This is a genomic window from Planctomycetia bacterium (assembly GCA_015075745.1).
Lineage (GTDB): Bacteria > Planctomycetota > Phycisphaerae > UBA1845 > UTPLA1 > UTPLA1.
Genome location: JABTTW010000001.1, coordinates 2,614,060 through 2,639,188, shown reverse-complemented (window position 1 = coordinate 2,639,188; position 25,129 = coordinate 2,614,060). Strand labels below are relative to the sequence as shown.

At 60.0% G+C, this 25,129-nt stretch carries 21 protein-coding genes; 7 read left to right on the top strand and 14 right to left on the bottom strand.

Annotated elements, in window-relative coordinates; all coding sequences use genetic code 11:
* Nucleotides 1-199 precede the first annotated feature (199 nt).
* The 5 genes from HS101_10390 to HS101_10370 all read left to right on the top strand — a co-directional run bounded on the left by HS101_10390 (nt 200) and on the right by HS101_10370 (nt 7,505).
* Complete coding sequence (locus HS101_10390; GenBank protein ID MBE7506679.1) at nt 200-2,143, top strand: hypothetical protein; 1,944 nt, start codon at nt 200-202, stop codon at nt 2,141-2,143.
* Complete coding sequence (locus tag HS101_10385; GenBank protein ID MBE7506678.1) at nt 2,140-2,445, top strand: DUF4286 family protein; 306 nt, start codon at nt 2,140-2,142, stop codon at nt 2,443-2,445. The genes HS101_10390 and HS101_10385 overlap by 4 nt, the downstream gene beginning before the upstream one ends.
* Before the next feature lie 166 nt (nt 2,446-2,611).
* A complete protein-coding gene (locus tag HS101_10380; protein ID MBE7506677.1) occupies nt 2,612-4,807 on the top strand; it encodes an ABC transporter ATP-binding protein in 2,196 nt (731 codons plus the stop codon).
* A 189-nt stretch (nt 4,808-4,996) separates the two neighbouring features.
* Nucleotides 4,997-6,298: an amidohydrolase family protein gene (locus HS101_10375; GenBank protein ID MBE7506676.1), complete on the top strand. Its 1,302-nt coding sequence runs from the start codon at nt 4,997-4,999 to the stop codon at nt 6,296-6,298.
* Nucleotides 6,291-7,505: an amidohydrolase family protein gene (locus tag HS101_10370; GenBank protein MBE7506675.1), complete on the top strand. Its 1,215-nt coding sequence runs from the start codon at nt 6,291-6,293 to the stop codon at nt 7,503-7,505. Before HS101_10375 ends, HS101_10370 begins: the two co-directional genes overlap by 8 nt.
* On the opposite strand, the gene ruvB is transcribed toward HS101_10370, so the two are convergent.
* From ruvB to HS101_10305, 13 genes are all read right to left on the bottom strand, one after another.
* Nucleotides 7,502-8,569: a Holliday junction branch migration DNA helicase RuvB gene (ruvB, locus tag HS101_10365; GenBank protein ID MBE7506674.1), complete on the bottom strand. Its 1,068-nt coding sequence runs from the start codon at nt 8,567-8,569 to the stop codon at nt 7,502-7,504. The genes HS101_10370 and ruvB overlap by 4 nt on opposite strands.
* 6 nt (nt 8,570-8,575) lie before the next feature.
* Nucleotides 8,576-9,208 carry a Holliday junction DNA helicase RuvA gene (locus tag HS101_10360; protein MBE7506673.1) on the bottom strand — a complete coding sequence of 211 codons (633 nt, stop codon included), beginning with the start codon at nt 9,206-9,208 and terminating at the stop codon, nt 8,576-8,578.
* A complete protein-coding gene (gene ruvC, locus HS101_10355; protein MBE7506672.1) occupies nt 9,205-9,792 on the bottom strand; it encodes a crossover junction endodeoxyribonuclease RuvC in 588 nt (195 codons plus the stop codon). Before ruvC ends, HS101_10360 begins: the two co-directional genes overlap by 4 nt.
* Nucleotides 9,777-11,288, bottom strand: coding sequence for a cysteine--tRNA ligase (locus HS101_10350; protein ID MBE7506671.1), 1,512 nt, complete (start codon nt 11,286-11,288; stop codon nt 9,777-9,779). The genes ruvC and HS101_10350 overlap by 16 nt, the downstream gene beginning before the upstream one ends.
* Nucleotides 11,289-11,380: 92 nt before the next feature.
* Nucleotides 11,381-11,881, bottom strand: a complete 501-nt coding sequence (ispF, locus tag HS101_10345; GenBank protein ID MBE7506670.1) for a 2-C-methyl-D-erythritol 2,4-cyclodiphosphate synthase — start codon at nt 11,879-11,881, stop codon at nt 11,381-11,383.
* The gene (locus HS101_10340) at nt 11,878-12,771 is read right to left on the bottom strand and encodes a diaminopimelate epimerase (protein MBE7506669.1); all 894 of its coding nucleotides are present in this window, start codon (nt 12,769-12,771) and stop codon (nt 11,878-11,880) included. Before HS101_10340 ends, ispF begins: the two co-directional genes overlap by 4 nt.
* A gap of 182 nt (nt 12,772-12,953) precedes the next feature.
* Nucleotides 12,954-14,162, bottom strand: a complete 1,209-nt coding sequence (locus tag HS101_10335; GenBank protein ID MBE7506668.1) for a redoxin domain-containing protein — start codon at nt 14,160-14,162, stop codon at nt 12,954-12,956.
* 88 nt (nt 14,163-14,250) lie between these two features.
* Nucleotides 14,251-15,987: a glycosyltransferase family 39 protein gene (locus HS101_10330; protein ID MBE7506667.1), complete on the bottom strand. Its 1,737-nt coding sequence runs from the start codon at nt 15,985-15,987 to the stop codon at nt 14,251-14,253.
* A gap of 21 nt (nt 15,988-16,008) precedes the next feature.
* The gene (locus HS101_10325) at nt 16,009-17,241 is read right to left on the bottom strand and encodes a TlpA family protein disulfide reductase (GenBank protein MBE7506666.1); all 1,233 of its coding nucleotides are present in this window, start codon (nt 17,239-17,241) and stop codon (nt 16,009-16,011) included.
* A 117-nt stretch (nt 17,242-17,358) separates the two neighbouring features.
* Entirely contained in the window at nt 17,359-18,474 is a 1,116-nt protein-coding gene (gene ribD / locus HS101_10320) for a bifunctional diaminohydroxyphosphoribosylaminopyrimidine deaminase/5-amino-6-(5-phosphoribosylamino)uracil reductase RibD (protein MBE7506665.1), read from the bottom strand.
* A gap of 77 nt (nt 18,475-18,551) precedes the next feature.
* Complete coding sequence (locus tag HS101_10315) at nt 18,552-19,919, bottom strand: sigma-54-dependent Fis family transcriptional regulator (protein ID MBE7506664.1); 1,368 nt, start codon at nt 19,917-19,919, stop codon at nt 18,552-18,554.
* Between the two features lie 55 nt (nt 19,920-19,974).
* Nucleotides 19,975-20,757 carry a hypothetical protein gene (locus HS101_10310; protein MBE7506663.1) on the bottom strand — a complete coding sequence of 261 codons (783 nt, stop codon included), beginning with the start codon at nt 20,755-20,757 and terminating at the stop codon, nt 19,975-19,977.
* A 621-nt stretch (nt 20,758-21,378) separates the two neighbouring features.
* Nucleotides 21,379-21,834, bottom strand: a complete 456-nt coding sequence (locus tag HS101_10305; protein MBE7506662.1) for a response regulator transcription factor — start codon at nt 21,832-21,834, stop codon at nt 21,379-21,381.
* Nucleotides 21,835-21,987: 153 nt separating this feature from the next.
* Between HS101_10305 and HS101_10300 the strand changes: the two genes are divergently transcribed.
* Nucleotides 21,988-22,974: a PKD domain-containing protein gene (locus HS101_10300; protein ID MBE7506661.1), complete on the top strand. Its 987-nt coding sequence runs from the start codon at nt 21,988-21,990 to the stop codon at nt 22,972-22,974.
* Between the two features lie 21 nt (nt 22,975-22,995).
* Here the strand turns inward: HS101_10300 and HS101_10295 are convergent, their stop codons facing one another.
* A complete protein-coding gene (locus HS101_10295) occupies nt 22,996-24,222 on the bottom strand; it encodes an MFS transporter (GenBank protein MBE7506660.1) in 1,227 nt (408 codons plus the stop codon).
* A 281-nt stretch (nt 24,223-24,503) separates the two neighbouring features.
* Here HS101_10295 and HS101_10290 point away from each other — a divergent pair, with 281 nt between their 5' ends.
* Nucleotides 24,504-25,028, top strand: a complete 525-nt coding sequence (locus HS101_10290; GenBank protein MBE7506659.1) for a hypothetical protein — start codon at nt 24,504-24,506, stop codon at nt 25,026-25,028.
* The last annotated feature ends 101 nt before the right edge of the window (nt 25,029-25,129 follow it).

Below are 25,129 nucleotides of genomic sequence, written 5' to 3'. Positions count from 1 at the left end.
CGGACCCTCGCGAATCGAGTCGGTCGTCCGCCCATTTTTGGAGGACCAAACGCGACCACTTCAGGCCCACACCCAAAGTGTATCTATAGGAACCTTTACGGGTCAATCGAAATCTGCCTCAATCCCGGACTGTCCTCACAAAATCCTGTTGAGGTCCGAAAGACTGAATCTGGCCTCAAAGGTCTCCAATACTGTTATAATGGTCTTGCATGCCGGCGCTTGGACCGAGGAGGGCGATCAGGCGGCCATCACTGAGTACACACCCATGAAAAAGTTCATCGCCCCGGCCCTTATCGCCTCGTTGCTCATCGGCGCTCTCACGCCCGCCGCCCAAGCACAACTGAGAGTCGTCAATTACAACGTCGCACGGCTCAACGGCAATCAGGCCGCCCTTCAGGCCGTCTTCGTGGCACTGAACAATGACGACAAACCCGGCTTCGCCGTCGCCCCGCACGTCTATGCATTTCAGGAGATGGGTAGTGCCGATGCGGCGCCTCTCCTCGCCATGCTCAACACCGTCGCCCCGCCGGGCGTCACCTATGCCCTGGGAACTTTCACTATCAACACGCCGCCGAATACCAGCGAGTCCAGTTCGGCCGGCGCTCAGGCGATGTACTACCGCTCCGACATGCTCGTGGAAGAAGTCGCGGGACACGTGGACATCTCCACCGGCGCAGGCCGGAACGCCGACCGCTGGAAGCTGAGGTTGATCGACTACGACTCACCCGCGGCGACCTTCTATATCTATAGTTGCCATCTCAAGGCTTCACCCAACTCCAGCGATGCCGCGCAACGACTTTCAGGCGCGACCGCGGTTCGTTCCAATGCCGATTCGCTTCCCGCTGGGACGCACATCATCTACACCGGCGACTGGAATGTTTATCACAACCTAGAATCCGCCTACCTGAAGTTTCTTTCCACACCGGGCAACGGCCAATCATTCGACCCGCTGGGGACCGGTTCGTGGGCCGGAGCGGGCAATGCGATCAAGCACACCCAGGCGCCCTGCCGCAATGGTTGCTCACTCGTCGCCGGCGGAATGGACGACCGATTCGATCATCAGCACATCACCGCCGCATTCAACGACGGAGAGGGACTGGCGCTGATTCCTGGAACATGTCGCGCGCTCGGCAATGATGGCAACCACTACGACACGGACATCAACGCAGGGAACAACACCTACTATCCGCTGGACATCCCGCGATCGAACGCGCTGGCAACGAATCTGAAGACCGCGAGTGACCACGTGCCGGTGGTGGTGGATTACCAGTTACCTGCGGTGCTGAGCGCGTCGTTTAGTTGCGACTGCGGCCGCGTGATTGTGGGGGCCGCGGTCAACGCTGAGGTGCAAGTAGGAAACGTCGCCCAAGCCATCACTGCAGCGGGGGCGGATGAACTCGATTACGAGATTGAGGGCTCCGGCATCCTGTCGGGTTCGGCAACCGGCGTCATTCCGGCGCTCGACCCTGCCGAGATCGTGCCACTTGTGCTCGATACCAGCACCGTTGGCCTTTTTGCCGGATCGGTTGATGTCACTTCCGCCAGCCAGGCGGCGCAGGTGCTCGACCCCGACTTCAATATGGAGACTCGCGTGCTACGCCCTGCCAGTGCCTCTTTCGATAACACCTCTGAAGTAAACGCAAAGCTGATTTCGCAGTCGCTCCAGGCCAACTCAGGCGTCCACCCGCTGCCCGTCGAAATCTTTAATCTCGGTCACGACGAGGACCAGGCCACGCTCGACATCGACGGCGTCACGGGTGTGGCGGCCCCGTTTGGCGGCGGAAGTCCTACACTGACCAGCGGCATCGGCCCCGTTTCATCGACGATCGACTTCTCGTTTGACACCACCGGCCTTGCACCCGGCACCTATGAGAGCCTCGTACAGATTGACGTGAGCGATGAGGACATCCCCGGGGAGGCGAGTGACTCACTCATGCTGACGCTTGTCGTGATGGTGCCCGGCGGTAATGCCGATGTTGATTGCGACGACGACGTGGATATGGATGATGTTGACGCCTTCGCGCAGGTGCTGGTGGATCTCGACACGGAGCCGTGTCACGTCGAGCGATCCGACTTCGACGGCTCAGCGTCGGCGAACGGCGCGGATATTCCCCTGTTCATTCAGGCGTTCCTTAATCCATGACCGGGCGGATTCTTTACGAAGTCCAGGCTACCTTCACTCACGAAGATGCGGCGCTTCGCTGGGAAGAGTGGCTGCGCGCAAAGCACATCGCGGACGTCGTCGCCGCGGGGGCTTTGGACGGGAAGGTCATACGCCTCGATTCGCCGGCCGCCACACTTGTCGCTCAATATTGGTTCGATTCGCGGGAGGCGTTTGATCGGTATCTTGCTGACCATGCCCCGCGCCTGCGCGCCGAGGGGATTGCCCTCTTCGCCCCGGAGGAAGTCACCTATACACGTCGGACCGGCGAACAAATCGCGTAGTTTCGTCATTTATTCCCCAGATCGTCCGGAAATATCGGATCGCGACCGCCCAATCCAGATGCCGTTGCGCGGAATGCTTCGTCGCATTTCGGCGGAAGCGGTCTTACCCTAGAATGCCCCGTCCACCCGCGGGGGCCCAGGGGTGCTGGAAGGAGCCGAGACGCGAATGCCCGGAGGCCCAAGCGCCAACCAGTCTGATACCACCCGCAAGGGCGGCTCACCGATTCATTTCATGCGCGTGTTGCGCTTTTCCCGGCCGTACTTCCGTACTCTGTATCCCGGCCTGTTCTGCATCGTCATCTTCGCGATGACGTACTCGCTGAACATCGTGACGCTACTGCCGGTCATCAAGCTGATGGCCGACAACCAGAGCCTTCCGACCTGGGTGGATCAGACGATCAGCGAGAAGCGGCTTCGCTTTCTGTTGATTGAGTCCGACGGGCAACTCCAGATCGTGGCTACCAAGGGGGCCAAGCAGCTACCTGAAGGGGTGCGGGATCGTGACACGGTGGTGAGCCTCAACGGGCAGAAGCTCTCCGGACCGGAGGCGTTTCGCGAGGTGACGGCCCTGCCCAAGGGATCGGACGCGACGATTGAAGTGCTGCATCCGGGAACCGGAGAGACGCATTCCGCGACGGTGCAACTGAAGGATCTGAAATCGCTCGATTACCTGCTGCTTCGGATCGGACGTCTCCTGCCTGCCGAGACGACGAAGGAAGCGAAGATGCGGACGCTCTCCATCGTCTTCGCGACCATTCTCGTCATCACGGTGGTCGGCGGCGTGTGCCGATTCTTCGGTGAGTATCTGATCGCCCTTGTCGCGGGGCGCACCGTCGTTGCCATTCGCCGGCAGATGTATGACCGGGTGCTGAGGTTTCCCGTTTCTTACTTCGCCTCGCGTGGCGTAAGCGATACGGTCAGCCGGTTTGTTCAGGACAGCCAGGACATCTATCGCGGCCTCAACTTCGTCTTTGCCAAGAGCCTGCGCGAGCCGCTGAAGGCCGGTTTCGCATTCGCATTCGCCCTGTTTCTCGACTGGCGAATCACGCTTATTACCGTCGCCGTCGCTCCACTCGCCGGTATTCTGATCCGCAAATTCGGCAAGATGATCCGCAAGGCGAACAAGGGTCTTCTGCAGGGATACGGCCGGATGCTCAACGCACTGGAGAGCGCTTTGAGCGGGATTCGCGTGGTCAAGGGCTACACGATGGAGAGCTACGAGCGCCGCCATCTCCACGCCGTCGACATGCACATGCTGCGGCAGCAGATGAAGATCGAGCGCACCGACGCGCTGACCGGGCCTGCCTTTGAAGTGATGGGCGTCTTTGTTGCGATCGGGGCCATCGCCTATTTCGCCAATCTGATGTTCGACAATCGGATGGACTTTGCAAAGTTCGCCACGATCGCCGCGTGCATGGCGGGCATGTTTGATCCCGTGCGAAAGATGTCATCTTTCTACAACCGCATTCAGCAGGCCAACGCCGCGCTGGACCGCGTCTTCGAGATTATCGATTTGCCCACGGAAGAATCCGGTCGTCACGATGCCGACGTATTGCCGACGATCAGCGAGAGCATCGAGCTGCAGAACATTCACTTCACCTACCCAGGCAGCGAAAGGCCCGCGCTTGATGGAATCAGTCTGACGATCAAGCGCGGTGAGCGAATCGCCTTCGTCGGGCCTAACGGATCCGGCAAGACAACCCTTCTGGCCATGCTCATGCGATTCTTTGATCCGCAGGAAGGCCGCATTCTTATTGACGGCAGGGACATCGCGAATTACTCGATGTGGTCACTCCGAAGGCAGATCAGCCTTATCACGCAAGACAGCGTGATCTTTGCCGACACCCTCGCCAACAACATCGCTTATGGCGACGACCGGTTGCTCCGGAGGCTTGTCCTGCGTCGACGGCACCCGGAGAGGTTTCCGCCCGGCCCCGACCCGGACCACGAGCGAATCGTCGATGCGGCGAAGGCCGCGTACGCACACGAGTTCATTTGCGAGAAGCCCGAAGGGTACGACACATACGTCGGGGAACACGGCACGCAGCTTTCCGGCGGTCAGAAGCAGCGCATCGCCATTGCCCGGGCGATTCTGCGCAATGCGCCGATTTTCATCTTCGATGAGGCGACCAGTCAGATCGACAGCGAGAGCGAGCAGAAGATTCACGACGCGGTGGAGCGATTTCTGGAGGGTCGGACCGCACTGATCATCGCCCACCGCTTCTCGACGATTCTCCAGGCGGACCGCATCGTCGTTCTTGACCGAGGCCGTGTGGTCGATTCGGGCAAGCATCCGGAACTCATGGAGCGCTGCAAGCTCTATCAAACCTTGTACGGATCTCAGATTCTGGACGACAAGTAATCGCAGCATTCGAGAACCAGTCGCTAAGCACGCGCGCGGTCTGACGGGTTTCTCGGACCTGTTGTGCCGAGCGCACATTCGCCCATCTATGAATCATTCCCTCGGTTCCGCTAAGATGGGTTCATTGGCCCGAGGGGAGATCGCGAACCAGATTCTCTGCGTATCACACCGTGGGAGGAGAGGGAAACCGTGCGAAGCATCATCGCTTTTTGGCTGATTTTCTGCTGCGTTGCAGGCGAGGTTCGGGCGGCGACTCAAGCGTTCATCGGCGCCACGCTGATTCCGATCGGCGCACCGGAGATCGAGAACAGCGTTCTCATTATTGAGGACGGCAAGATCGTTGCTGTCGGCGCCGCTGGTGCAACGCGCATACCCGATGACGCCGAGCGCATCGACGTTCGAGGCAAGGTCATCATGCCCGGCCTCATTGACACGCACAGCCACGTCGGCGGCGGCTGGGGCGGCGATTCGAGCGCGCCGATTCAGCCCGACGTACGCGTGCTCGATTCGATCAATGTTCGCGACTCCGGCTTTCAGAAGGCCCAGGCAGGCGGCCTGACGACGATGAACATCATGCCCGGGTCGGGGCATCTGCTTTCCGGACAGACGATTTACGTCAAGGACAAAGACGGTCACACCATCGAGGACTTGGCCATCCGTGACGCCCAGGGGCAAATCCTCGGCGGCATGAAGATGGCCAACGGCACGAATTCGCAGAAGGGCCCACCGTTTCCCGGGACACGATCCAAGTCTGCGGCGCTGGTTCGACAGAAGTACGTCAAGGCGCAGGCTTATCGTCAGAAAATCGCCGACGCGAAGGACGACCCCGAGAAAATGCCTGAGCGCGATTTGGAGATGGAGGCGATGGTCGAGGTATTGGAGCGTCGCCGCGTCGTCCATCATCACACCCATCGCAATGACGACATCATGACCGTGCTTCGGCTTCAGAAGGAGTTCGGCTTCAAGGTTGTCCTCCACCACGTCAGCGAAGCGTGGAAGGTCGCGGATGAAATCGCGGCGGCGAAGGCGCCGTGTTCCGTGATTCTTGTTGACAGCCCCGGCGGGAAGATTGAGGCGGCGAATCTGGTGATGACGACCGCCGCCATCCTTGAGAAGGCCGGCGTATTGGTCGCGTTTCATACGGATGACCCCATCACGGACTCACGGCTTTTCCTGCGCATGGCGGCCCTCGGTGTCCGCGCCGGCATGTCGCGCGAGAAGGCACTGGAAGCCCTGACCATCGCCGGCGCGAGAATGCTCGAACTGGATCATCGCATCGGATCGCTGGAGCCCGGGAAAGATGCGGACTTCATTGTTCTCTCCGGCGATCCGCTCAGTGTCTATACACACGTCCTCGAAACCTACGTCGAGGGGACTCGCGTCTTTGACCTGGCGAACCCGGCCGATCGACTCTATGCCGTCGGCGGGTATGGCGCAGGACACGATCAGGTCATGCACTTCTGCTGCTTCGAGGGCCCGAACAATGATTAGATTTTCCCTCATCGCGGCGGTGTTGTTTTCAATCTGCTCCACGACGAGTGCAGAGACCCTTGTCATCCGCGGGACGACCGTTCATACGATGGCCGGATCGGCGATCAGCGACGGAGTGGTTATCGTGGAAGACGGCAAGATCACCCGAGTTGGCGCTGCCGCTTCGATCCCGGTTCCACAGGGTGCGCGGGTGCTTAGTGCCGCCGTGGTGACGCCGGGCCTCATTGACGCCCACACTGTCGTCGGCCTGACCGGCTATTTGAATCAAGACCAAGATCAGGATCAGCTCGATCTAACGGACGCGATTCAGCCCGAGCTGCGCGCCATCGACAGCTATAACCCGAACGAGCTCCTCATCGAATGGCTGCGCGGCTTCGGCATCACTACGATTCACACCGGCCACGCCCCCGGCGCGCTGGTCTCCGGTCAGACGATGATCGTGAAGACCACAGGCAACACGGTCGACGAGGCGCTCATCAAGCCGGTGGCGATGGTCGCGGCAAGGCTTGGCGTCGATGGGCGGGGAGATGCCAAGTCCCCCGGCACGCGGTCCAAGGCCGTGGCCATGCTGCGTGCTGAGTTACTTAAGGCGCAGACCTATCAGAAGAAGATGGGCGAGGAAGATGAGAAGAAGCGGCCCGATCGCGATCTGCGCCTTGAGACGCTCGGAAGAGTCCTTTCCGGCGAGCTGCCGCTCATGGTCACGGCCTATCGAACTACGGATATGCTGGCCGCGATTCGCGTCGCGAAGGAGTTCGGGTTTAAGCTCGTCCTCGACGGGGCCGCGGAGGCATATCTGATTCTCGACGAGATCAAGGCCGCCGGCGTGCCGGTAATCATTCACCCGACGATGGCGCGCAGCGGCCGAGGGGAAACGGAGAACATCAGCTTCGAAACGGCGGCGAGGCTCCGTGCGGCCGGCGTCCCGACGGCCCTCCAGAGCGGATACGAATCTTACGTGCCCAAGACGCGGGTGGTACTCTTCGAGGCCGGAATCGCAGCAGCCAATGGAAACTCTTTCAACGATGCGCTCTCGATGATCACCATCGATGCCGCGAAGATCCTCGGCATCGCCGATCGTGTCGGCACTCTGGAGCCCGGCAAGGATGCTGACGTGGCGCTGTTCGACGGCGATCCGCTCGAATACACGACGCACTGCATCGGCGTCGTTATCAATGGCAAGATCGTCAGCGAGTCGGCGCGCTAAGCAGAACCGCTAAAGAGCCCGTCGTCGGCATCGCTCGGCTCCGCGCTGGTTGCATCGGCCGGCGGCGGCAGGCCGAGGTGCTGATATGCCCGGTGCGTGGCGCATCGGCCTTGGCGCGTGCGGGTGACAAATCCCCTCTGCAGAAGAAAAGGCTCGACCATATCCTCGAGCGTGTCGCGGCTCTGGCCCATTGTCGCGGCGATGGCCTCGATGCCGGCGGGACCGCCGCGATAGGTGTCGATGAGGGCGGCGAGAAAGGCGCGATCGAGCCGGTCCAGGCCGATGCCGTCGATCTCCTCGATGGATAACGCCTTCTCCACGACGCCGATCGTCAGCTTTCCGTCGGCGCGGACCTGGGCGTAGTCGCGCACGCGGCGCAGGAGCCGATTCGCCACGCGCGGCGTGCCCCGTGACCGCTCGGCCAGCATCCGCATCGATTCCTCATCGGTCTGGATTTCCAGCCGTTTCGCGGAGCGACGCACAATCTCCAATAAGTCGTCCGGTTCGTAGAACTCAAGGTGATACCGCAGGCCGAATCGATCGCGCATGGCCGCCGTCAGCATTCCCGCCCGTGTGGTCGCGCCGATCAGGGTGAAACGCTTGAGCTGGAAATTCACCGTCCGGCCGGACATGCCGCCCTCAATCGTGAAATCGACGCGATAGTCCTCCATCGCGGGATACAGGAATTCTTCGACGACCTTGTTGAGCCGGTGAATCTCGTCGATGAACAGAATGTCGCCTTCGGAGAGATTCGTCAGGACGCTCATCAGGTCGGCCGTCTTCACGATCGCCGGACCACTGGTGATGCGAATGCGATCGGCAACCTGCATCTCCTCTGCGATGACATAGGCCAGCGTTGTCTTTCCCAAACCCGGCGGCCCATCCAGAAGCACGTGCTCCAACGGCTCGCGTCGCCCTTTCGCTGCATCCAAGGCAATACGAAGCTGGGCAATCACCTGCCGCTGGCCGATGCACTCATCCAGTCGGCGTGGTCGCAGGGCCCAATTGGACTGCTCCTCGCGGGCGTCACCCGGCTCGTTGCTCATCATTCGTTCGCGGCTCATCGGAACTTACCCCTCCGCCCCGCTCTTGATTCGATACGCCGCTTTCACCCAGGCTTCGGGAGTGGACAAGTCGGAATGGAGCTGCGCTGCCCGCGCAATCCACTTTTGGGCGTCGGCCCGCGAATCTCCCCAGGCCACGAGAACTTCGATCGCATCGCGCTGCTCGGCGCTGTATCCAGAGATCGCGGCCGCCGGGGACGTTGCCGCCGCAAAGGCGTGGGCCTTCACCTTGCCGCGGAGCTCCGCGACGATCTGATCCGCCATCCGTCGCCCGATACCCGGCAGCCGTGCCAGGGCGACGGCATCACCATTCTCAATATCGGCCGCGATCCTCGCCACGGGAGCCGCGAGTGCCCGCAGTCCCTTTCGCACGCCCACGCCTTTGACGGTCAGAAAGGTCTCGAAAAACTCGCGGTCCTCGGGGTGAAGGAATCCGATCAGTCTTGGCGTCAGATTTCCCCCCGCGGAACTTCCCTCCAGATACTCAATTGTGTGCAGGGTGATTGACTGACCGCGACTCGCGGCAAGTTCCGGCACAGCATAGCCCGGGACCAGGACTTCGTAGGAGATGCCGTCGCGATCGAGGGTGACCGATACCTCGTCGAGTTCGCTCAACTGGCCGCGCATTCGCACGATCATCGTTGCGATCTCCCCGCCGAGCCGTCGTCGCGTCTCAAACTCGTGACCGCCGCGCACCACGCGATGGCCAGTGCGTCGGCGACGTCGGCCTGCTGCGGCAAACGCTTCAGGTTCAGTGTCGCCTGAATCGCACGCTGCACCTGCGTTTTTCCAGCGTGGCCGTTTCCCGTCAGCGCTTTCTTGATGTGGGTAGACGGCAGCCCGAGAACACCAATACCCCGCCTTGCCGCGGCGAGCAGCACAACCCCACGAACATGCCCCATCAGAATCGCCGTGCGTGGATGTTTGTAATGAGCGAACAATTCCTCCACGGCGACGAGCTGCGGTCGCCATTCGTCGATGACCTCGTCGAGACTCGCGGCGATCTCTCCCAGCCGCGATGCGAGTAAGGCCCGTGGATTGGAGCGAATCAAGCCGGCGTCGCGGACCGTGTCCGTACGCTCCAGGACGGCATAACCCGTGCGCTCCAGGCCGGGATCGATTCCGAGAATCAGAAGTGGGGGCTTCCCCGCTGAGGCGGCGTCGAGCGCAGCATCATCAGATCGGGCCGGGTTAACAGGCCTGGTGATCAGGCGCGTCGCCATCGGGTGCCATCCTGGCCGTCTTCCAGCGTAAAGCCCAGCTCCGTCAATCTGTCACGAATCCGATCGGCGATCTGAAATTGCTTCGCGTCGCGCGACATCTTTCGCACTTCGATGATCAGATCGAGCAATCCCGCGGCATCGCCCTTCGAGTCCAACTCTTCGCCCCGCGGCTTCTCGATAAAGAGCCCGAGCAGTCGCGCCAGCATCATGAACGTCCCCGCCGCGCCCTGCCCCGCCTTGCGCAACTTCTCGTCTTCCTTTGTCTCCAGGCGCGAGGCGTCCAGGAAGCGGTTAAGAATGCCCGCCAACTCGAACAGAACGCTGATCGCGCCGGCGGTGTTGATGTCGTCGTCCATCGCCTCCAGAAATCGGACCTGCTGACGCACGGTTTCCTGAATCAGGTCTTCGGCGGCCGGCAGGGGATTCTGTTCGCGCACCTGCTCCGCCAAAACCTTCAAGGTGTACGGATCGACGCCGGTTGTTCGCTCGATTCGCTCCAGCAAACGATAGAACGTGTCGAGTGCGGTCTTCGCGGCGCGCAAAGCCTCCTCGGAGAAATCAATCGGCGAGCGATACTGCGATTGAAGAATGAGAAATCGCAGCAACTCCGGAGGGTGTTTCGCCAACAGGTTGCGCAACTGAAGCGACTCCATGACCGGCTCAAAGCTCGCGTCGCTCTTCGATATTTTCTTCGTGTTGAATCGCGTCAATCCGTGATGCAGCCAATACCGGGCAAAGGGCTTGCCCGTGTCCATCTCCGCCTGGGCGATTTCGTTCTCGTGGTGTGGGAACTTCAGGTCCAATCCACCGCCGTGGATATCAAACGTCTGGCCGAGATATTTCATCGCCATCGCCGAACATTCGATGTGCCAGCCGGGTCGGCCCTTGCCCCAGGGGGAGTCGTACTGCACGTCGGCAGGCTCATCCGGCTTGGCGCCTTTCCATAATGCGAAATCGCCCGGATTCCGCTTTCCGGAATGCACGAGTCCCTCACGCGTACCAGCATGCTGCTCCTCGGGCTTGCGGTGGCTCAGCTTTCCGTACTCTGCATTCTTGGCCACGTCATAGTAAACGTCAGCGCCCGCTTCGTAGGCGACGCCGTTACCCATCAGGCGTTTGATGTGAGCGATGATTTCGCCGATGTGCTCGCTGGCGCGAGGCATGTGATCGATCGCCCGAACGCCGAGTCGGGCCATTGCCTCGACATATTCGCGTTCCAGTTCCCGAGCGAGGTCCGGCACTGTTCGACCCGCCTCGCGCGATGCGGCGATCAGCTTGTCCTCAACATCCGTTATGTTGACGACCCAGGTAACCTTGAACCCCTTGTAGCTCAAGTACCGTTTTATGACGTCGAAAATCACCGGACCAACCGCGTGTCCGATGTGGGCGGGCTTGTAAACCGTCGGCCCGCACAGGTAGATGCCCACCTTGCCGGGCTCGACGGATTCGAAGACTTCCTTTTCTCCGGATAACGTGTTGTACAAGCGAAGCGTCATGTTTGTGGGTCACCTGGGTAACAACTGATCGGCGAACTTAGAGCGGCGAAGGCGAGCCGCGCCGCTTCATCCCGCCTCGACCGAACGCTAATCTAACAAGAGATCGACATGAGGCCAACCACGGCCACGCAGCCGACGGCCTCGCCTCGCCCGATGGCGTCGAGGCCCTCGTTGGTCTTCGCCTTGACCGCCACACGATCGGGCGAGAGGCCGAGAAGCTGGGCAACCGAGTCACGAATGGAGGCCTTGTGAGCCGAAAGCTTCGGTCGTTCGGCCTGAATCACGATATCGAGATTCACAGGGACGAACCCGCTACGGCGAAGATCTCCAAGTACCTCGGCGATAAACCTGCGACTGTCCGCCCCTTTGTTCGCCGGATCGCTGTCCGGGTACCGCTCGCCGATGTCTGGCAGCCCTGCCGCGCCAAGCAGTGCATCGGTGACCGCATGCAGAACGACGTCACCATCGCTGTGCGCCGCCGCCTGGTATTCAAACGGGATATCGACGCCGCCCAATCGCAAGGGTCCGCCCGCAACCAGGCGATGAAGGTCGGTGCCCAGCCCAATCCGATGAATGATTAAGTCTGTCGTCATTCTTCCCAAACCCCCTGGAAGACTTCCTCCGCCGGACCGGTCATGAAGACGCTGGACTCGGCGCCCCTGGGCCACTCCAAACTCAGGTCGCCGCCGGGCAGATGAACCGTTGTCGAACGGTCCAACCGCTCTTCAAGAACGCCCGCAACGTGTACGGCGCAGGCCCCGGTCCCGCAGGCCTGGGTGATTCCGCTTCCCCGTTCCCACGTTCGCATCGTCACTTCGGTTCGACTCTGCGCCGTGGCGAAGTGGACGTTGATTCGCTCCGGGAAGATGTTCTGCCGCTCGAAGAATGGCCCGAGCATCTGCAGCGGCACGCCGGCGACATTCCCGCAATAGACCACCATGTGTGGATTGCCCATCGACACACAGGTCATGAAAGGCTCGAAGCCGCAGTCCTCCATCCATGCGGCGGGCTGGCCCAGCGGAATGTACCTGCCCAGGGGATAGCGAACGATCGGTCCAGCGTGATGCCTTGGAAATTCAACGGGAATGTCCGCGGCCTCAAGAATCGGGGGCCCCATGTCCACGCGAACGCGCTCGACCCTGCCGCCCGGCCCGCGGAGGACGACGAGCGTCAGGACGCCGCGATCGGTCTCCACGCGCAGTTTGTCATCTTTGGCGTCCGCCAACCCGTGATCCACGGCGTACTTGGCCACGCAGCGCACGCCATTGCCGCACATCTTCCCGCGAGAGCCGTCCGCGTTGTACATTTCCATACGCGCGTCAGCGGCGACGTCCTTCGACGGCGGCGTGATGAGAATCAATCCGTCGGAACCGATTCCCCGGTGACGATCGCTGATCCGGCGAGACAGGGCGGGAACATCGACTCCGTTCAGCGATTGCCTGAAGCAATCGACATAAACATAGTCGTTGCTGATCCCGTGCATCTTGGTGAATTCAAACCTAGCCAATGCCTGCACTCCTTCGGACGGGCAAGTTTAGCGTCGGCGGATCGTGTTCGCCAAGCAGCGGGCGCAGCAGACGGCGGCGACCTCGATCGTTGCACGACGAACTATTGGTCGGGCCTTAGAAAAGGCAGGGTTGCCCCAACCATCACCGAGGGCAGGGATTATTCGATCGAATTGTCGATGATTTTGGAGATTTCCTCTTCCTTGTCGCGGAGGAAACCGGTGGAGGCATAGACAACCTTGCCGGCGGAGTTGATGACGTAGAAAGTCGGAAGGCCGTCCAATTTGTAGAGGTCGGCCACTTCGTTGCCGCCCAGCAGGAGGCCGTATGTGTAGCCCTTGTCCTTCATGTATTGATCGGGGTCTGCCGTCTTGCGCTCCCAGCAACTGATCCCGATGACCTTCACCGGCTTGTCCTTGTAACGGTCCTGAAGCTTCTGCACACCGGGCATGGCCTGCTTACAGGGTCCGCACCAGGTCGCCCAGAAATCGAGTACGACGACATTTCCACGAAGGCTCTTCAGTCTGACCGATTTGCCTTCCGGCGTCTTCAACTCAAAATCCGGCGCTGTCGAACCGATCGGCAACAATTGCTCAGCCGCAGACGCTTCCTCCTCGTTGTCGAATTTCCGCTCGATGTATCCTTCGGGCGGGGACAGCCGAAATGTGGCCTTCTCGATGGCGGGGTTCGTGTTCAGGTTTTTCACGACAAGAACTTCCGCGCCCTTGGCATCTCCGCGCACAATCCGCTCCACACGTCGAGGCAGAAAGTCCTCTTTGCCGAAAAACCACCGCGACTCGGAATGGTCCTGATATTTCACGTACACTACGTAGCAATCTGAGCCGTCGATTTCCGCTTCGCCCTCTACTGCAGAGCTGATCGCGTTCAACTCATCACTAAACGGTTTCGGGTGGATATACTCCAGCATCAGTATTTTTTGAGCCGGATTCAGAAGCTTCCTCCCATTCGGCAGAGCTGCCGTGGTGAACGACATGCCCGCCGGATCAATGCGCGTCACCTTGCGACCGTCCGTGGCGACCTGAAAGGGAATCCAGTCGTCAGTGCCCGGCATCTGGAACTCGCCCTCAAAACGCATCTGATTGCCGGACGAACCAAATATGCTTCCGACCAGATCCTTTTTGACCTCCAAAGCAGTCGCCTTTCCACGAACTCGGGTCACGCGACTAACGACGTCAGGATGACCCTCTCCGAAATACTCCGCCTCGTAGCTCACTGCGGTCAGAGCCTTGGTGTTCGCGTCGGCCTTTTCCAGAATCTCCTGAACGTCCGGGAGGGTGTCGGCACGGGCCAACGCCGGAAGGCTCATGACGACAATGAGCGATCCAAAGGTCCAATGATGCAACTTCATGGATGACTCCCCTGCTCGACGTTGAGTCGATGTCTTATCAGCTCGGCTCAGGCGACAGATATTAGAACGAATTCGCGGGGCATACTATTCACGGATTCCCGACCTTTGAGGCATCGTCTCGCGGGGCCGGGTCCTCGGACCTTTGCCACCAGCGGACCTCCAATGTACTGCCGTCCGGGATTTCCGGCGCTTCACCAAATTGGGCCAGTACCCTGCCGCCGCCGAATTTGCCCTTCGCCTCGATCACCAGCCCCTGAGCGTCCGGAGGCAGTTCATTCCATACCTTGGAGAATTTCGCTGCGAGTTTGGGATCGCCCCGGCCGCTCGGCGGAAAATAGTATTTTCCGACCCGCACCACCTCGTCGAAACCCTGAAGGCCGCCGGCCCGGATGACGGGAAGCTGCAAATAGTCACGGGGGGGAATCGGCGCATACAGCAGAACGTAAATACTCGGCTGGATGGCCCGCTGTGTCACCAGCACGAAGTCGGCGTCCTTCGCGCGCGCCCCGGCAAACTCAATTGCGTTTACCAGGGCCGTCTGATATCCGCGCTCGAGATTTTCGGGCAGCACGCGAAAGTAAGCGTTTGCAAAGTAGATCAGGTTCACCCCGATCAGGGCGATAGCCAGATTCCGCATTGGCACGAGTAACACGGGCCTGTAGCGCACCAGCATCTCACCGAGCCATCGCCAGCCAGTCGCAGCGATGATGGCAAATAGCGGGATGCCGCCCACCGTGCGAAACGAGTGCGGGTTCCAATCCACACAAATTGCAGCCGGTACGAGGTAGAGGACAAACCAAGCGAGCAGGAAGCGGCTCCAAGCGCGGCCTCGTGCGTCCAAGACAACCCGAATCAGCCCTGCGATCACGAACGGCGCAAAGACAAGAAGATGAAGCCCAACCCCGTCGTAATACGCGCCTGAGATGTCATCGAACGATTGGAACTGATACTGCGGAGAGAGGTTGGCAGCGTAGCTCTCAATTATATTGACGAATCGAGCCGAAAGCGGCTCGTCGGAATCCATAAAAACGGTGACGCCGGCTCGGGCCGCGAGGCGCTCAGGATGGAATACGGCGGTGATCCAGAGCGGACACGCGCCGATGAAGAGCCCCGCCAACCCTGCGATCATCGACTTTCTGGTTGTCGCGGCGATGTCTTTAGGGCGAGGGGTGGAAAAGAGGAGCCAGGCGAGAATGAGAAGCGGCGTGAGCAATCGGGTTGCAGGGTATAGCCAAGCCAGCATTGCAAGCATGAACCCGGCCAGCAACGAGTATCCGAGGGCCGATCTGGGCGATTGCACCTGGAGCCATGAATTCGAATCTCCGCACGGCAGTAGCCCCGCGCGATAGGCTGCGTTTAGCGCTGCGATCAGAAAAAACGGCGCATAACCTGATTCATGTCCGGTTCGACAGATCGAAATGTGCCAGGGACTCGTCGCCAGGAACAATGCTGCGACCAGTGCGAAACGCTCGTCATACTGGCGTCTGAGCCAGCCGTATAGCAGGACGACAGATAGCACGCCGAAGATCGCGTCCGGCAGCCGTACAGCCAAAGCGCCCGGCCCGAAGAGGGCGACGAATGGAATGGTGATGTAAGTGCTCAGCGCGGCGGTGAAATCGCCCGGACCGAAGCTCTCTAGAAAAAAGGGCCATCGCGCCGCGTGGCGATCGCCCCCCGTCTCCCAGAGGCACCATGCGTCGTAGGCTCGGGATGCCTCGTCCTGTTGGAGCGGCGGCGGACAGCGTTCCAGCGCCGGTAGCCGCAAAAGTGCGGCAAGGGCGAAAACACCCAGCACGGCATGACGACGTTGCCACGAAAGGGGCATTAATGGGGCATTCTTGGGGGCTTACTTAACCGAGACCTTTGTTGCCGCTTCCGAAGGCATCGACTTGAGCGTCTCCTCGATGAACTTCGTGAACATCTGCTCATGAGTCGGCTGATAGCCGGAGGTCGCATAGATGATGTTTCCATCCGGGCCGATCACGTACATGCAGGGGATGCCGCGTACATGGTAAGCCTTGGCGACCTCATCGCCGTTGATGAGTTGGGTGTATGTGAGCTTCTTATCCTTTACGAACTGCCTCGCCGCGGGCGCGGTCTCGGCTCGCTCGCGACAGTTGACGCCGCAGATGACGACCGGCTTGTCCTTGAATTTTTCATGAATCGCCTGCATGCCGGGCATGACCATTTTGCACGGACCGCACCAACTCGCCCAGAAATCCATCAGCACGACCTTGCCGCGAAGGTCTTTGAGCCTGACGGTCTTGCCGTCGAAGTCTTTCAGCTCCCAGTCCGGTGCGGGCCTTCCTGCCGCGAGCAGGCCATCCGGGCCGAATTCCGGCGTCGCGATCACCTGCGACTGATAGCCCTCGGGAGCGAACAAGGCGAATGTCTGTTCGTCGATCTTTGGCTGCGCATCAAAACGCGACGTCTCAAAGACGATGCGTCCGGTTTCCGGCTCCGTCTTGCCCGGCACACGGACCGCCATGATGTTCTGAACTTTGCGTAATAGACCGTCCTTGGCGCCCAGCCAATAGGTCATTTTTCGGCCGGTTGAGGCGTCGTAGATGATCTCTATGACGTCACAATCAACGCCGTCTATCTTTTCGACGCCCGCATGCGTAATGTCCTGAAGATCGAGCTCCCCTTTGTACGGAGCATCAACGAAGTACTTAGGAGGAATAAGCCCCGACATCTCTGTTGACTTAAGTGTCGCCGCATCGCCGGTGAGAAACTGCTTCTTCTCGTCATCAATTCGAAACGCCTTCATGCCGTCGCTGGCAAATTTGAACTTTATCGGGGTATCTCCGCCCGGAGGGGTGAGTTCGCCGTCCAGCCGGACCTTCGGCCTTGTCGGCATCGCACCACGATGGGCGATGACGTGTCCCTGCATCGTCGGAATGTTCTTCGCCATCACCCCCTCACCGTAGAACTTCGCATCATACGAAATCGCATTGAGTTTTGCTGCCGCTGCGTTGGCACGTTCGAGAACGGCCCTGGGGTTCGGCTTTGCATCATCCGCCATCGCGGGCGATGCAAGCACACAACAAATCGCCGCGACCAGCTTCACTCTCTTCATGACTTTCTCCGTGCAAATCAGCCGTTTCGTCTCAGCGGTCCACGCGAAACGAATCGGCGGGACTGACCATCGACGCCACGCCGCCAGGAATGCGCCGCGACTCATGGCAAAACGATACTACCTGCGAAATCTCACATTATAGCAGAGATCGACCCCCAGGCGACGGACGGTGACCACCTCCAGCGCGGCCAAATCCGTCATGTTTTTCGGGCCAATGCCGCCTAGCGGCCCGGGAGCCTCCGCCCCGCCGATCAAGCGCGGAGCGACAAAAATCATGGCCTCATCCCCCAGTCCCGAATCGAAGAAGCTCCCAAGGATCCGACCGCCGCCTTCGACCATCACGTTTGTCATGGACCGCCGATAAAGCTCGCGGGCCAGCGCGGGAAGAGAGATTCCCGATTGCGTTGACTTGATGGCGATCACCTCGCAGCCGGCAGCCCTCAGGGCCGCCGCTCTTGATTTTTGTTTGATCCCGGCCGAGCTGGTGACAATCAGCGTCGGCGTCACGTTCGCCGTTCGCGCCATTCGCGCCGCCGGCGGTGTGCGCAATCGAGAGTCGAGAACGACACGCGTGGCGGTACGCCGTCGGGGCGCGTGGCGTGCCGTTAGTTCGGGGTCATCGGCAAGCACCGTCTCCACGCCAACAATGACCGCATCGACGCGGGCTCGCAGACGGTGCGCCTCGCGGCGACTCGCGAGCGATGTAATCCATTGAGAGTCTCCGGTGCGCGTGGCGATCTTGCCGTCCAGCGATTGAGCCCATTTGAGGATGAAGTACGGCCGCCTCAGCGTTTGACACGTGATGAAAGGCGCGGTCAGCAATTCCGCCTCCCGTTTCAGCAGGCCGACGCGGGTGGTGATGCCTGCGGCGCGAAGCCGGCGAAGTCCCTGGCCTGCAACAAGAGGGTTGGGGTCTTTCATTGCCGCGATGACGCTCCCGACGCCCGATCGGATGAGCGCTTCAGTGCAAGGCGGCGTCTTGCCATGATGGCAACAAGGCTCAAGCGTGACATAGGCGGTTGCCCCCTTCGCTGCCCTGCCGGCGGAAGCAATGGCATTGACTTCCGCGTGCGGCCCACCGAAGACCCGATGATAGCCCTCGCCGACGATACGGCCCCGCTTGACCAGCACGCAGCCCACCATGGGATTCGGCTCGACGCGACCCTCTGCCCGCCGGGCAATCGCCAGGGCCCGCCGCATGAATCGTTCATCTTCCTGCGACCAATTCTTCATGGGACATGGGCTCAAATGGCAACGGCTCAACCGACAGGACGCTTCAATCCCCGACGAAGCGACACGCCGACCCGCCGCTAACGGATGTCATATTCCTTGATCTTTCGATAGAGCGTGCGCGCGCCGATTCCGAGCTGCTTAGCCGCCTTCTCACGATTGCCGCCGTGTTGGGCCAGGGCGTGCTGGATTGCCAGCTTTTCCAGCTCGCGCAGCGTCAGATTCATCGCCCTCGGCTTGAGCGGAACAATATCCGTTGAGACATTGATCGGAGGCGTCGAAGGCAGGTCCGCAAGGTCCAGCGTATCACTATCGCAGAAGACCACCATCTGGTTCACGACGTTTTGAAGTTCGCGGACGTTGCCCGGCCAGCGATAGTTCTCCAGCATCCGAAGGCAGTCCGGCGTCACGCCGCGAACGTCCTTGCGATGCAGCAAATTCGACTGCTGAATGAAGCTGTGCACCAACGGCGGAATGTCGTCCCGCCGATCGCGAAGCGGAAGCAAATTGATCTCCGCCTGATTGATGCGGAAGAACAGGTCTTCTCGAAAGGTCTTCTCGGCGACGGCCTGTTTCAGATCGCGGTTCGTCGCGCACACCACGCGGACATCCACCTTGATCGGTCGGCTCGAACCGACACGCACGATCTCTCCGTTCTCCAGCACGCGTAACAGCTTCGACTGCATCGGATTCGGCATGTCGCCGATCTCGTCGAGAAAAATCGTGCCCCCGTCGGCCACTTCGAAAAGCCCCGCCCGGTCGGCGTGGGCGTTGGTGAATGCCCCTTTCACGTGACCGAACAATTCGGACTCAAGGATGCTCTCGGTGATTCCCGCGCAGTTCACCGGAACCCATGCCTTCTTGCGTCGATCCGAGTTGTTGTGAATCGCCCGGGCGATCAGCTCCTTGCCCGTTCCGGATTCGCCGTAGATGACCACGGTCAGTTTCGTGTTAGCCAGCCGTCGGGCCCGATCGAGGACGCTCCGCATGGCACTCGAAGCGGCGATAATGCCCTCGAACGAATATGCCTTGTTGAGCTGCTCGCGCATCGCGAGATTCTCGCGAAGCGTCAGCGCCTGCCGCGCCGCCCGGCCCACGGTCCCGCGAAGCTCCTCCAAATCCAGCGGCTTCGTCAGGTAGTCGTACGCGCCTCCCTCGATGATGGCATCCCGGGCCAGCTTTTCATCGCCGTGCGCCGTAATCAGGATGCCTTGCATCCACGGACCGAGTTCCCGAGCCTTCTTAATGACATCGAGCCCGTTCATGGTTCCGCCCAGTTGATAGTCGGAGATCACCACATGCGGCAGTCTGCGGGCCAGCGAAGTCATGGCTTGCTCGCCCGATTCGACGAGCAGGCACGCGTGGCCGCTACGCTCAAGGCCTTCCTTGAGCGCCTCGCCATGCGATCGCTCGTCTTCGACGATCAGGATAAATGCCGTGTCGGACATCAATGGAAAATGTAACTGGACGGCGCTGTACGCTCAAATCGGCAGTCGCCGGTGACTATGCCATCGGCACCGAGCGCGCCTCGGAGATGATCGCCGTGCCCTGCTCTCCCTGTGGATGGGAAAAGTCTGGTACGGCGTACGACGATTCGGTCAATGGCTCGGCCGTTGCCTTCTGATCCTGCGAGGCCTTCCGCCGACGCGCGGGATTGCCGGCCCAATGTTCGTTCTCGCCAACCACCGTGCCCGGCAGCACCACCGCGCCGGCGCCGATCGTTGCTCCGCGCTTGATGTGAGCCCCGGACATCAGAACCGATGCACCAATGATGACGTCATCTTCGATGATCGTTCGCTTGATGATGACAGCGTCCTTTTCCTGATAGTGAGCCGCGATGATGGCGTTGATCCCAATCACAACGTTGCGCCCTACCGAAACGAGATGCGGGTCGATAATCCGCGGATCGGTTACATAGCAGGACTTGCTCCGCGGGCCGAAGATCATCGACATTAGCCAGGACAGCGGCGGCAAATTCGCCATATGAAAAACCAGGAACGCGGGGAACGGCGCCTCGAAGCGAGCCTTGGTGAGCGTCGCGATCAGGCACGACCAGACCAATTGAATACTGGGGATCTTTCCCGGCTTGAGTGAGTAACGACCCTCGCGCGGGGTCGGAATCGGCAGACGCAGCACAATCAGCATCAAGACGTAAATCGAGTTGTAGGCGATAATCCACTTGACCAAAGTTCCCGCCCAGGCCCACGCCGTGGGGAGATTCGCTCCGATGATGGTCTCCGACGGCCAGAGACCGTAATGCGTAAAGAGCGCTGCGCAAAAGGCCATCGACGCAGCCCATATAAAGAGCCGCACAAAGGCATCCAACACCAAAAACCCCCGTAGGCCATGAATGGCATCATGGGCGAGGAGGCGGACATAACTCATAGTGAACCTTTACGAATCCTAGGTAGGCGAAGCTCACCGGGCAGGAGAACGCGTCTACACCGTCTCTAGAATGACCGGAATTCGAGAACTTCGCAACCGGCAACTTCCCCCGCCGTTTGCCTGAGGCCGAATTTGCCCATGCATTAAGGCCCTAATCAGCGTCCGATTCTCCGCTGCCAGGCTTCCTATTCGCGATGCTGCGTCCTGGCATGGCAATTGCTAACGTCTCCCAATGGAAGAACACGTTGCATCGAGGCGCCTTATGAAAGTCTTCATTGCCGACAAATTCGAACAAGGTGGAATCGACAAGCTTCGGAAAATCGGAAGCGAACTAAAACATCCACGCAGCGTAAGTGGAAGAACGTTTGCCGTGGCCACAAACTCGAAGAACTGAGAAGCGTCCGAATACGAAAGTGCAACGGCCATCAATTTCGTTGAGCCGTGAAATCGAGTTTCGAATCACCCATAGTTCGGTGCAGTTAGGATCGTTGGAGAAATGCCCGATGCATTGAACCTGCGCACTTAGTCGGTGCGACTGCGGGGTCGGGCTTCGGGATGGTGGCGGAGGTAGGCCTCTTCTGGCGGGATAAACTGACCGCCAAGCAGCTCGCAGGACTTCTCCAATAGGCGGTCCATGCTGAACGGCTTGTTCAAGTATTCATCGGCCCCGAGGTGGCGCGCATAAAGCTCGTGGCGCTTCCCCTCGTTCGCGGTGATCATGATCACAAAGGGTCGGACGCCGGTCTCTTTTCCGGGCTTGATCATCTCCAAGACCAGAAAGCCGCTGCGCTTCGGCATCATCATGTCCAGGACGATGAGATCGGGATCGAGCCGCTGAGCCATGTCGACGCCTTTATTGCCGTCGTTTGCGGTCATGACTTTCGCGCCCGCGCTTTCAAAGGCCATCCGCACGGTGGACAGGATGTCCGGGTCGTCATCGACGATCAGTATCGAACGGCCTTCAAGTTTAGCCGGCATGGTTGCTGCTCCTGCCTAAGCGGATCTCCCCCCGCTCAAGGCTCCGGTGAGGTCACACAGTCGATTGTTATTTCTAAAGTATAGGAACGAACTTGCCGGGCATCAAGATGGCGGGATTGCCGCAAGCACTTTATATATAGGCCGATGTCCCATATGCGAAGTCTATTCCGCGCCGGCCTGTCTCTGTTCCTGTCGCCGCTTATCGTCGGCTGTCCTTCGCTGGAGACCCTGCCCAGCCAGGCCCCCGTCGTTGAAGTGAAGGCCGAGAAGTCTCAGGCTCCTTACCTGCGATTCGTACCCAGCACCTACAGCGACGCACGTTCCTGGCCGCTCATCGTCCTTTGTCATGGAACCTGGCCCTACGACACCGCGCCGCTGCAGATGCGGGAGTGGGCGGGGTTCGCCGAGAACCAGGGCATCATCGTTGTCGCGCCTACCCTCAGCGGTGTCCGGGGAGACTTGCCGCCGTCGCCCGATCGTCAGTTAGCTCTTCAACGCGAAGACGAGCAGCTCATCCTGGAAGTCGTCGACACCATCAAGCGACAATACAAGATCGCTGAGCATCAGGTATTCCTGACCGGTTGGTCGGCCGGCGGTTTTGCCATCCTGCATACCGGCCTGCGCCACCCGGAGATTTTCAGAGCCCTGCTTATTCGCCAGGGTTCCTTCGATCCCCGATTCATGGATGTTCCCGAGGATCGATTGGATCGCTGGCAGGCGATCAGCATCGTCTATGGCCAGGGCGACGTCCTCCTGCGGGATCAGAGCGTCGCGTGCATCAAGTGGCTTCGCGATCACGGAATGTATGTCGACGCATTGGAGATTGCCGGCACGCATCGGCGCATCGACCCCGAACTTGCCTGGAAGTACTTCAAGAAGGTGGTCAAGGAGCGGCTGTGGGTGCGTATCACGACGAGCGTGCCAGACCCGGACGCATTAACGACGATCAAGTTTCGACTTGATGCCGTGCCACCAGTTGCCCGCCAGCGATGGTATTTCGGCGACGGGGAAGAATCGATCGAGCCATCCCCGACACATGTGTACGCGAAAAGCGGTCGTTACGAAGTCACCGTGAATGTCGCCATGTCTAATGGGAAGAAATATTCCCGCAAGCGCGATATCTCGGTCGGTACACCATAAGTGTTACCACTTTCCCAGCGATTATGTCCCCTCGACTGGGGCCGGTGGCACTTTGCCGATCTCATTGCGAATGCTCCAGTAGATACAGGCCCCCAGCAGACTGATCACCAGAGTTGATACCCAAAGAGCCTCCCCGCCAAAACGGCTGAGCACCTGTCCGCCGGCGGGGACACCGAACGAAATCGCCAGTGCATACATCAATGTAAATACGCCCATGTATCGAGCACGCAACTTCACCGGGGCCATGTCGCCGACGATGGCGTGCATGTAAGGCGACTGCATCATTTCACCGAACGTCCAGACAACCACCGTAACGATGAAGTGCCATCGCAGCGTCGCCAGGGCGTTGAGCCCAAAGCCGATGCCCGTTATCACGGCAGCCACGGTGACAATGTAGGCGCGATTGTATCTGTTCAATCGCGCAGTCAGCGGCAGTTGCAGCAGTGTGATCATCGCCCCGTTGAACGCGATGATGCGCCCATAGTCCTTCTCGCCTATGCCGAGCCCAGCCAGATAGAGCGGGAGCGTGGACATCGCCTGCATGAAAACGATCGCGAAGAGCAATGAGGCTGCACAAAACCTCAGGAACGGACCGTCATGGAGAATGTGCCTTGCCGCCTCACGCAGCGGCACCTGTGCGCCATCATCCTGCGAGCCATCCGCAGACGCCTTGCCCGACACGGGTCGCGTCTCGCGGATGAAGAGGAAAATGATCACGCCATAGGCCGAGCACGTTAGAGCGTCACCCCAGAACAGCAGTTGAAATGATTTCTCCGCGAGAAACCCACCCACGACCGGGGCGATGGCGAAGCCGAGGTTGATAGCCACGTACATCAGCCCGAACGCGAGAGGGCGCTCATGCGCCGTGGTCAGGTCTGCAATCATCGCCGACGCCGCGGGCCGGTACGTGTCGGCTATCAGCGAGAGCGAGAACGCAGCGCCCATGATGGCCCATCGGTTGGAGAGCTGACTCATGACAATCATGACACCCGCCCCGCCGAAGAGCCCGGCCAACATCACCACCCTGCGGCCAATGTGATCCGCAAGGTGCCCCCCGGCGAGGGAGGCGCAGATCGACCCGAGTCCGAATGCACCCATGGTCCAGGTGGCAAATGAAACACCGTAGCCGAGTTTTTGCGCGATGTAGATTGCCAGAAACGGAATGATGAACGAGCCGGCGCGATTGATGAACATGCCCAGGCACAAAATGTGGACCGGGCGTGGAAGGTTGAGGTATTGTCGCAGCATGGCACGATTTCCCAGCCGCTTGGCAGGGCTCCCGAATCAGTCGGCATCCTCTACGAAGCCTTGAGAAATCGCCACAACGGCAGCGACAGTCCGTGGTTCCCATCAAGGTATTGGCCTTCGACCATCGGAGTACGAGTCTCTGACAGGTGCCGCCTAACTCTGATTTGACCGAGAATGCCGACGGACTAGAATACCGGCGATCGTGTCTAGGCCGTTTCGTTCGTACGGCCTGTGTAGAAACCAATTGCATTTCAAGACCTAGCTTTTTTTGGAGCAAAAGAATGAAGCCGAAATCGATTGCCGCTTTCGTCCTGCTTGCCGCATTGAGCTCGAATACCGGCTGTACGAAGGTCGTCGGACGCGCTGTCAACGAAATGAAGGGTTCCAGCTCCAAGTCCGAGCCCGTTCCGGGGATGTCGGGAGGCAGTTTCGCCAGCTATCAGGGCGTGACCATCGCCCCGCCGCGGACCGAGCTCGGCGGACTGGTGAGCACTGAGTTCAAGACGCAGTTGTCCGCCCAGTTGCGCAAGTATCTTGTCACCGAGGAGGACGCGCCGTTCAAGGGCAGCTCGCCCATGCTGACCATCGAGCCGGCCATCATGTGGTATCACCGCGGCGGTGTCGGCGGCCTGATGCCGGAGAAATTCGTCGTGACGCTCTTTTATCTGAAGGCGGACGGCGCGGACATCGGGCGCGTGCAGATCGTTACCAAGAGCAAGGCAGCGGGCTCCGGCGATGATGATCTCGCCGAATCAGCCGCGAAGGAACTCGTGGATTACTTTGAAGACCACGGCAAGAAAAAATAGGAACGCCGCTTCACAACGAGCAATAAGACGTTCGTACACCCAAGCCCACGGATTCGAATCCGTGGGCTTTTCTATTGCCCAAACATCATCCTCGTTTCGCG

Coding starts and splice junctions, on each gene's coding strand:
- HS101_10390 (MBE7506679.1), top strand. CDS start 200: ATGGTCTTGCATGCCGGCGCTTGGACCGAGGAGGGCGATCAGGCGGCC.
- HS101_10385 (MBE7506678.1), top strand. CDS start 2,140: ATGACCGGGCGGATTCTTTACGAAGTCCAGGCTACCTTCACTCACGAA.
- HS101_10380 (MBE7506677.1), top strand. CDS start 2,612: ATGCCCGGAGGCCCAAGCGCCAACCAGTCTGATACCACCCGCAAGGGC.
- HS101_10370 (MBE7506675.1), top strand. CDS start 6,291: ATGATTAGATTTTCCCTCATCGCGGCGGTGTTGTTTTCAATCTGCTCC.
- ruvB (MBE7506674.1), bottom strand. CDS start 8,569: ATGAGCCGCGAACGAATGATGAGCAACGAGCCGGGTGACGCCCGCGAG.
- HS101_10360 (MBE7506673.1), bottom strand. CDS start 9,208: ATGATCGTGCGAATGCGCGGCCAGTTGAGCGAACTCGACGAGGTATCG.
- ruvC (MBE7506672.1), bottom strand. CDS start 9,792: ATGGCGACGCGCCTGATCACCAGGCCTGTTAACCCGGCCCGATCTGAT.
- HS101_10350 (MBE7506671.1), bottom strand. CDS start 11,288: ATGACGCTTCGCTTGTACAACACGTTATCCGGAGAAAAGGAAGTCTTC.
- ispF (MBE7506670.1), bottom strand. CDS start 11,881: ATGACGACAGACTTAATCATTCATCGGATTGGGCTGGGCACCGACCTT.
- HS101_10340 (MBE7506669.1), bottom strand. CDS start 12,771: ATGCACGGGATCAGCAACGACTATGTTTATGTCGATTGCTTCAGGCAA.
- HS101_10335 (MBE7506668.1), bottom strand. CDS start 14,162: ATGAAGTTGCATCATTGGACCTTTGGATCGCTCATTGTCGTCATGAGC.
- HS101_10330 (MBE7506667.1), bottom strand. CDS start 15,987: ATGCCCCTTTCGTGGCAACGTCGTCATGCCGTGCTGGGTGTTTTCGCC.
- HS101_10325 (MBE7506666.1), bottom strand. CDS start 17,241: ATGAAGAGAGTGAAGCTGGTCGCGGCGATTTGTTGTGTGCTTGCATCG.
- ribD (MBE7506665.1), bottom strand. CDS start 18,474: ATGAAGAATTGGTCGCAGGAAGATGAACGATTCATGCGGCGGGCCCTG.
- HS101_10315 (MBE7506664.1), bottom strand. CDS start 19,919: ATGTCCGACACGGCATTTATCCTGATCGTCGAAGACGAGCGATCGCAT.
- HS101_10310 (MBE7506663.1), bottom strand. CDS start 20,757: ATGGCCTTTTGCGCAGCGCTCTTTACGCATTACGGTCTCTGGCCGTCG.
- HS101_10305 (MBE7506662.1), bottom strand. CDS start 21,834: ATGCCGGCTAAACTTGAAGGCCGTTCGATACTGATCGTCGATGACGAC.
- HS101_10300 (MBE7506661.1), top strand. CDS start 21,988: ATGCGAAGTCTATTCCGCGCCGGCCTGTCTCTGTTCCTGTCGCCGCTT.
- HS101_10295 (MBE7506660.1), bottom strand. CDS start 24,222: ATGCTGCGACAATACCTCAACCTTCCACGCCCGGTCCACATTTTGTGC.
- HS101_10290 (MBE7506659.1), top strand. CDS start 24,504: ATGAAGCCGAAATCGATTGCCGCTTTCGTCCTGCTTGCCGCATTGAGC.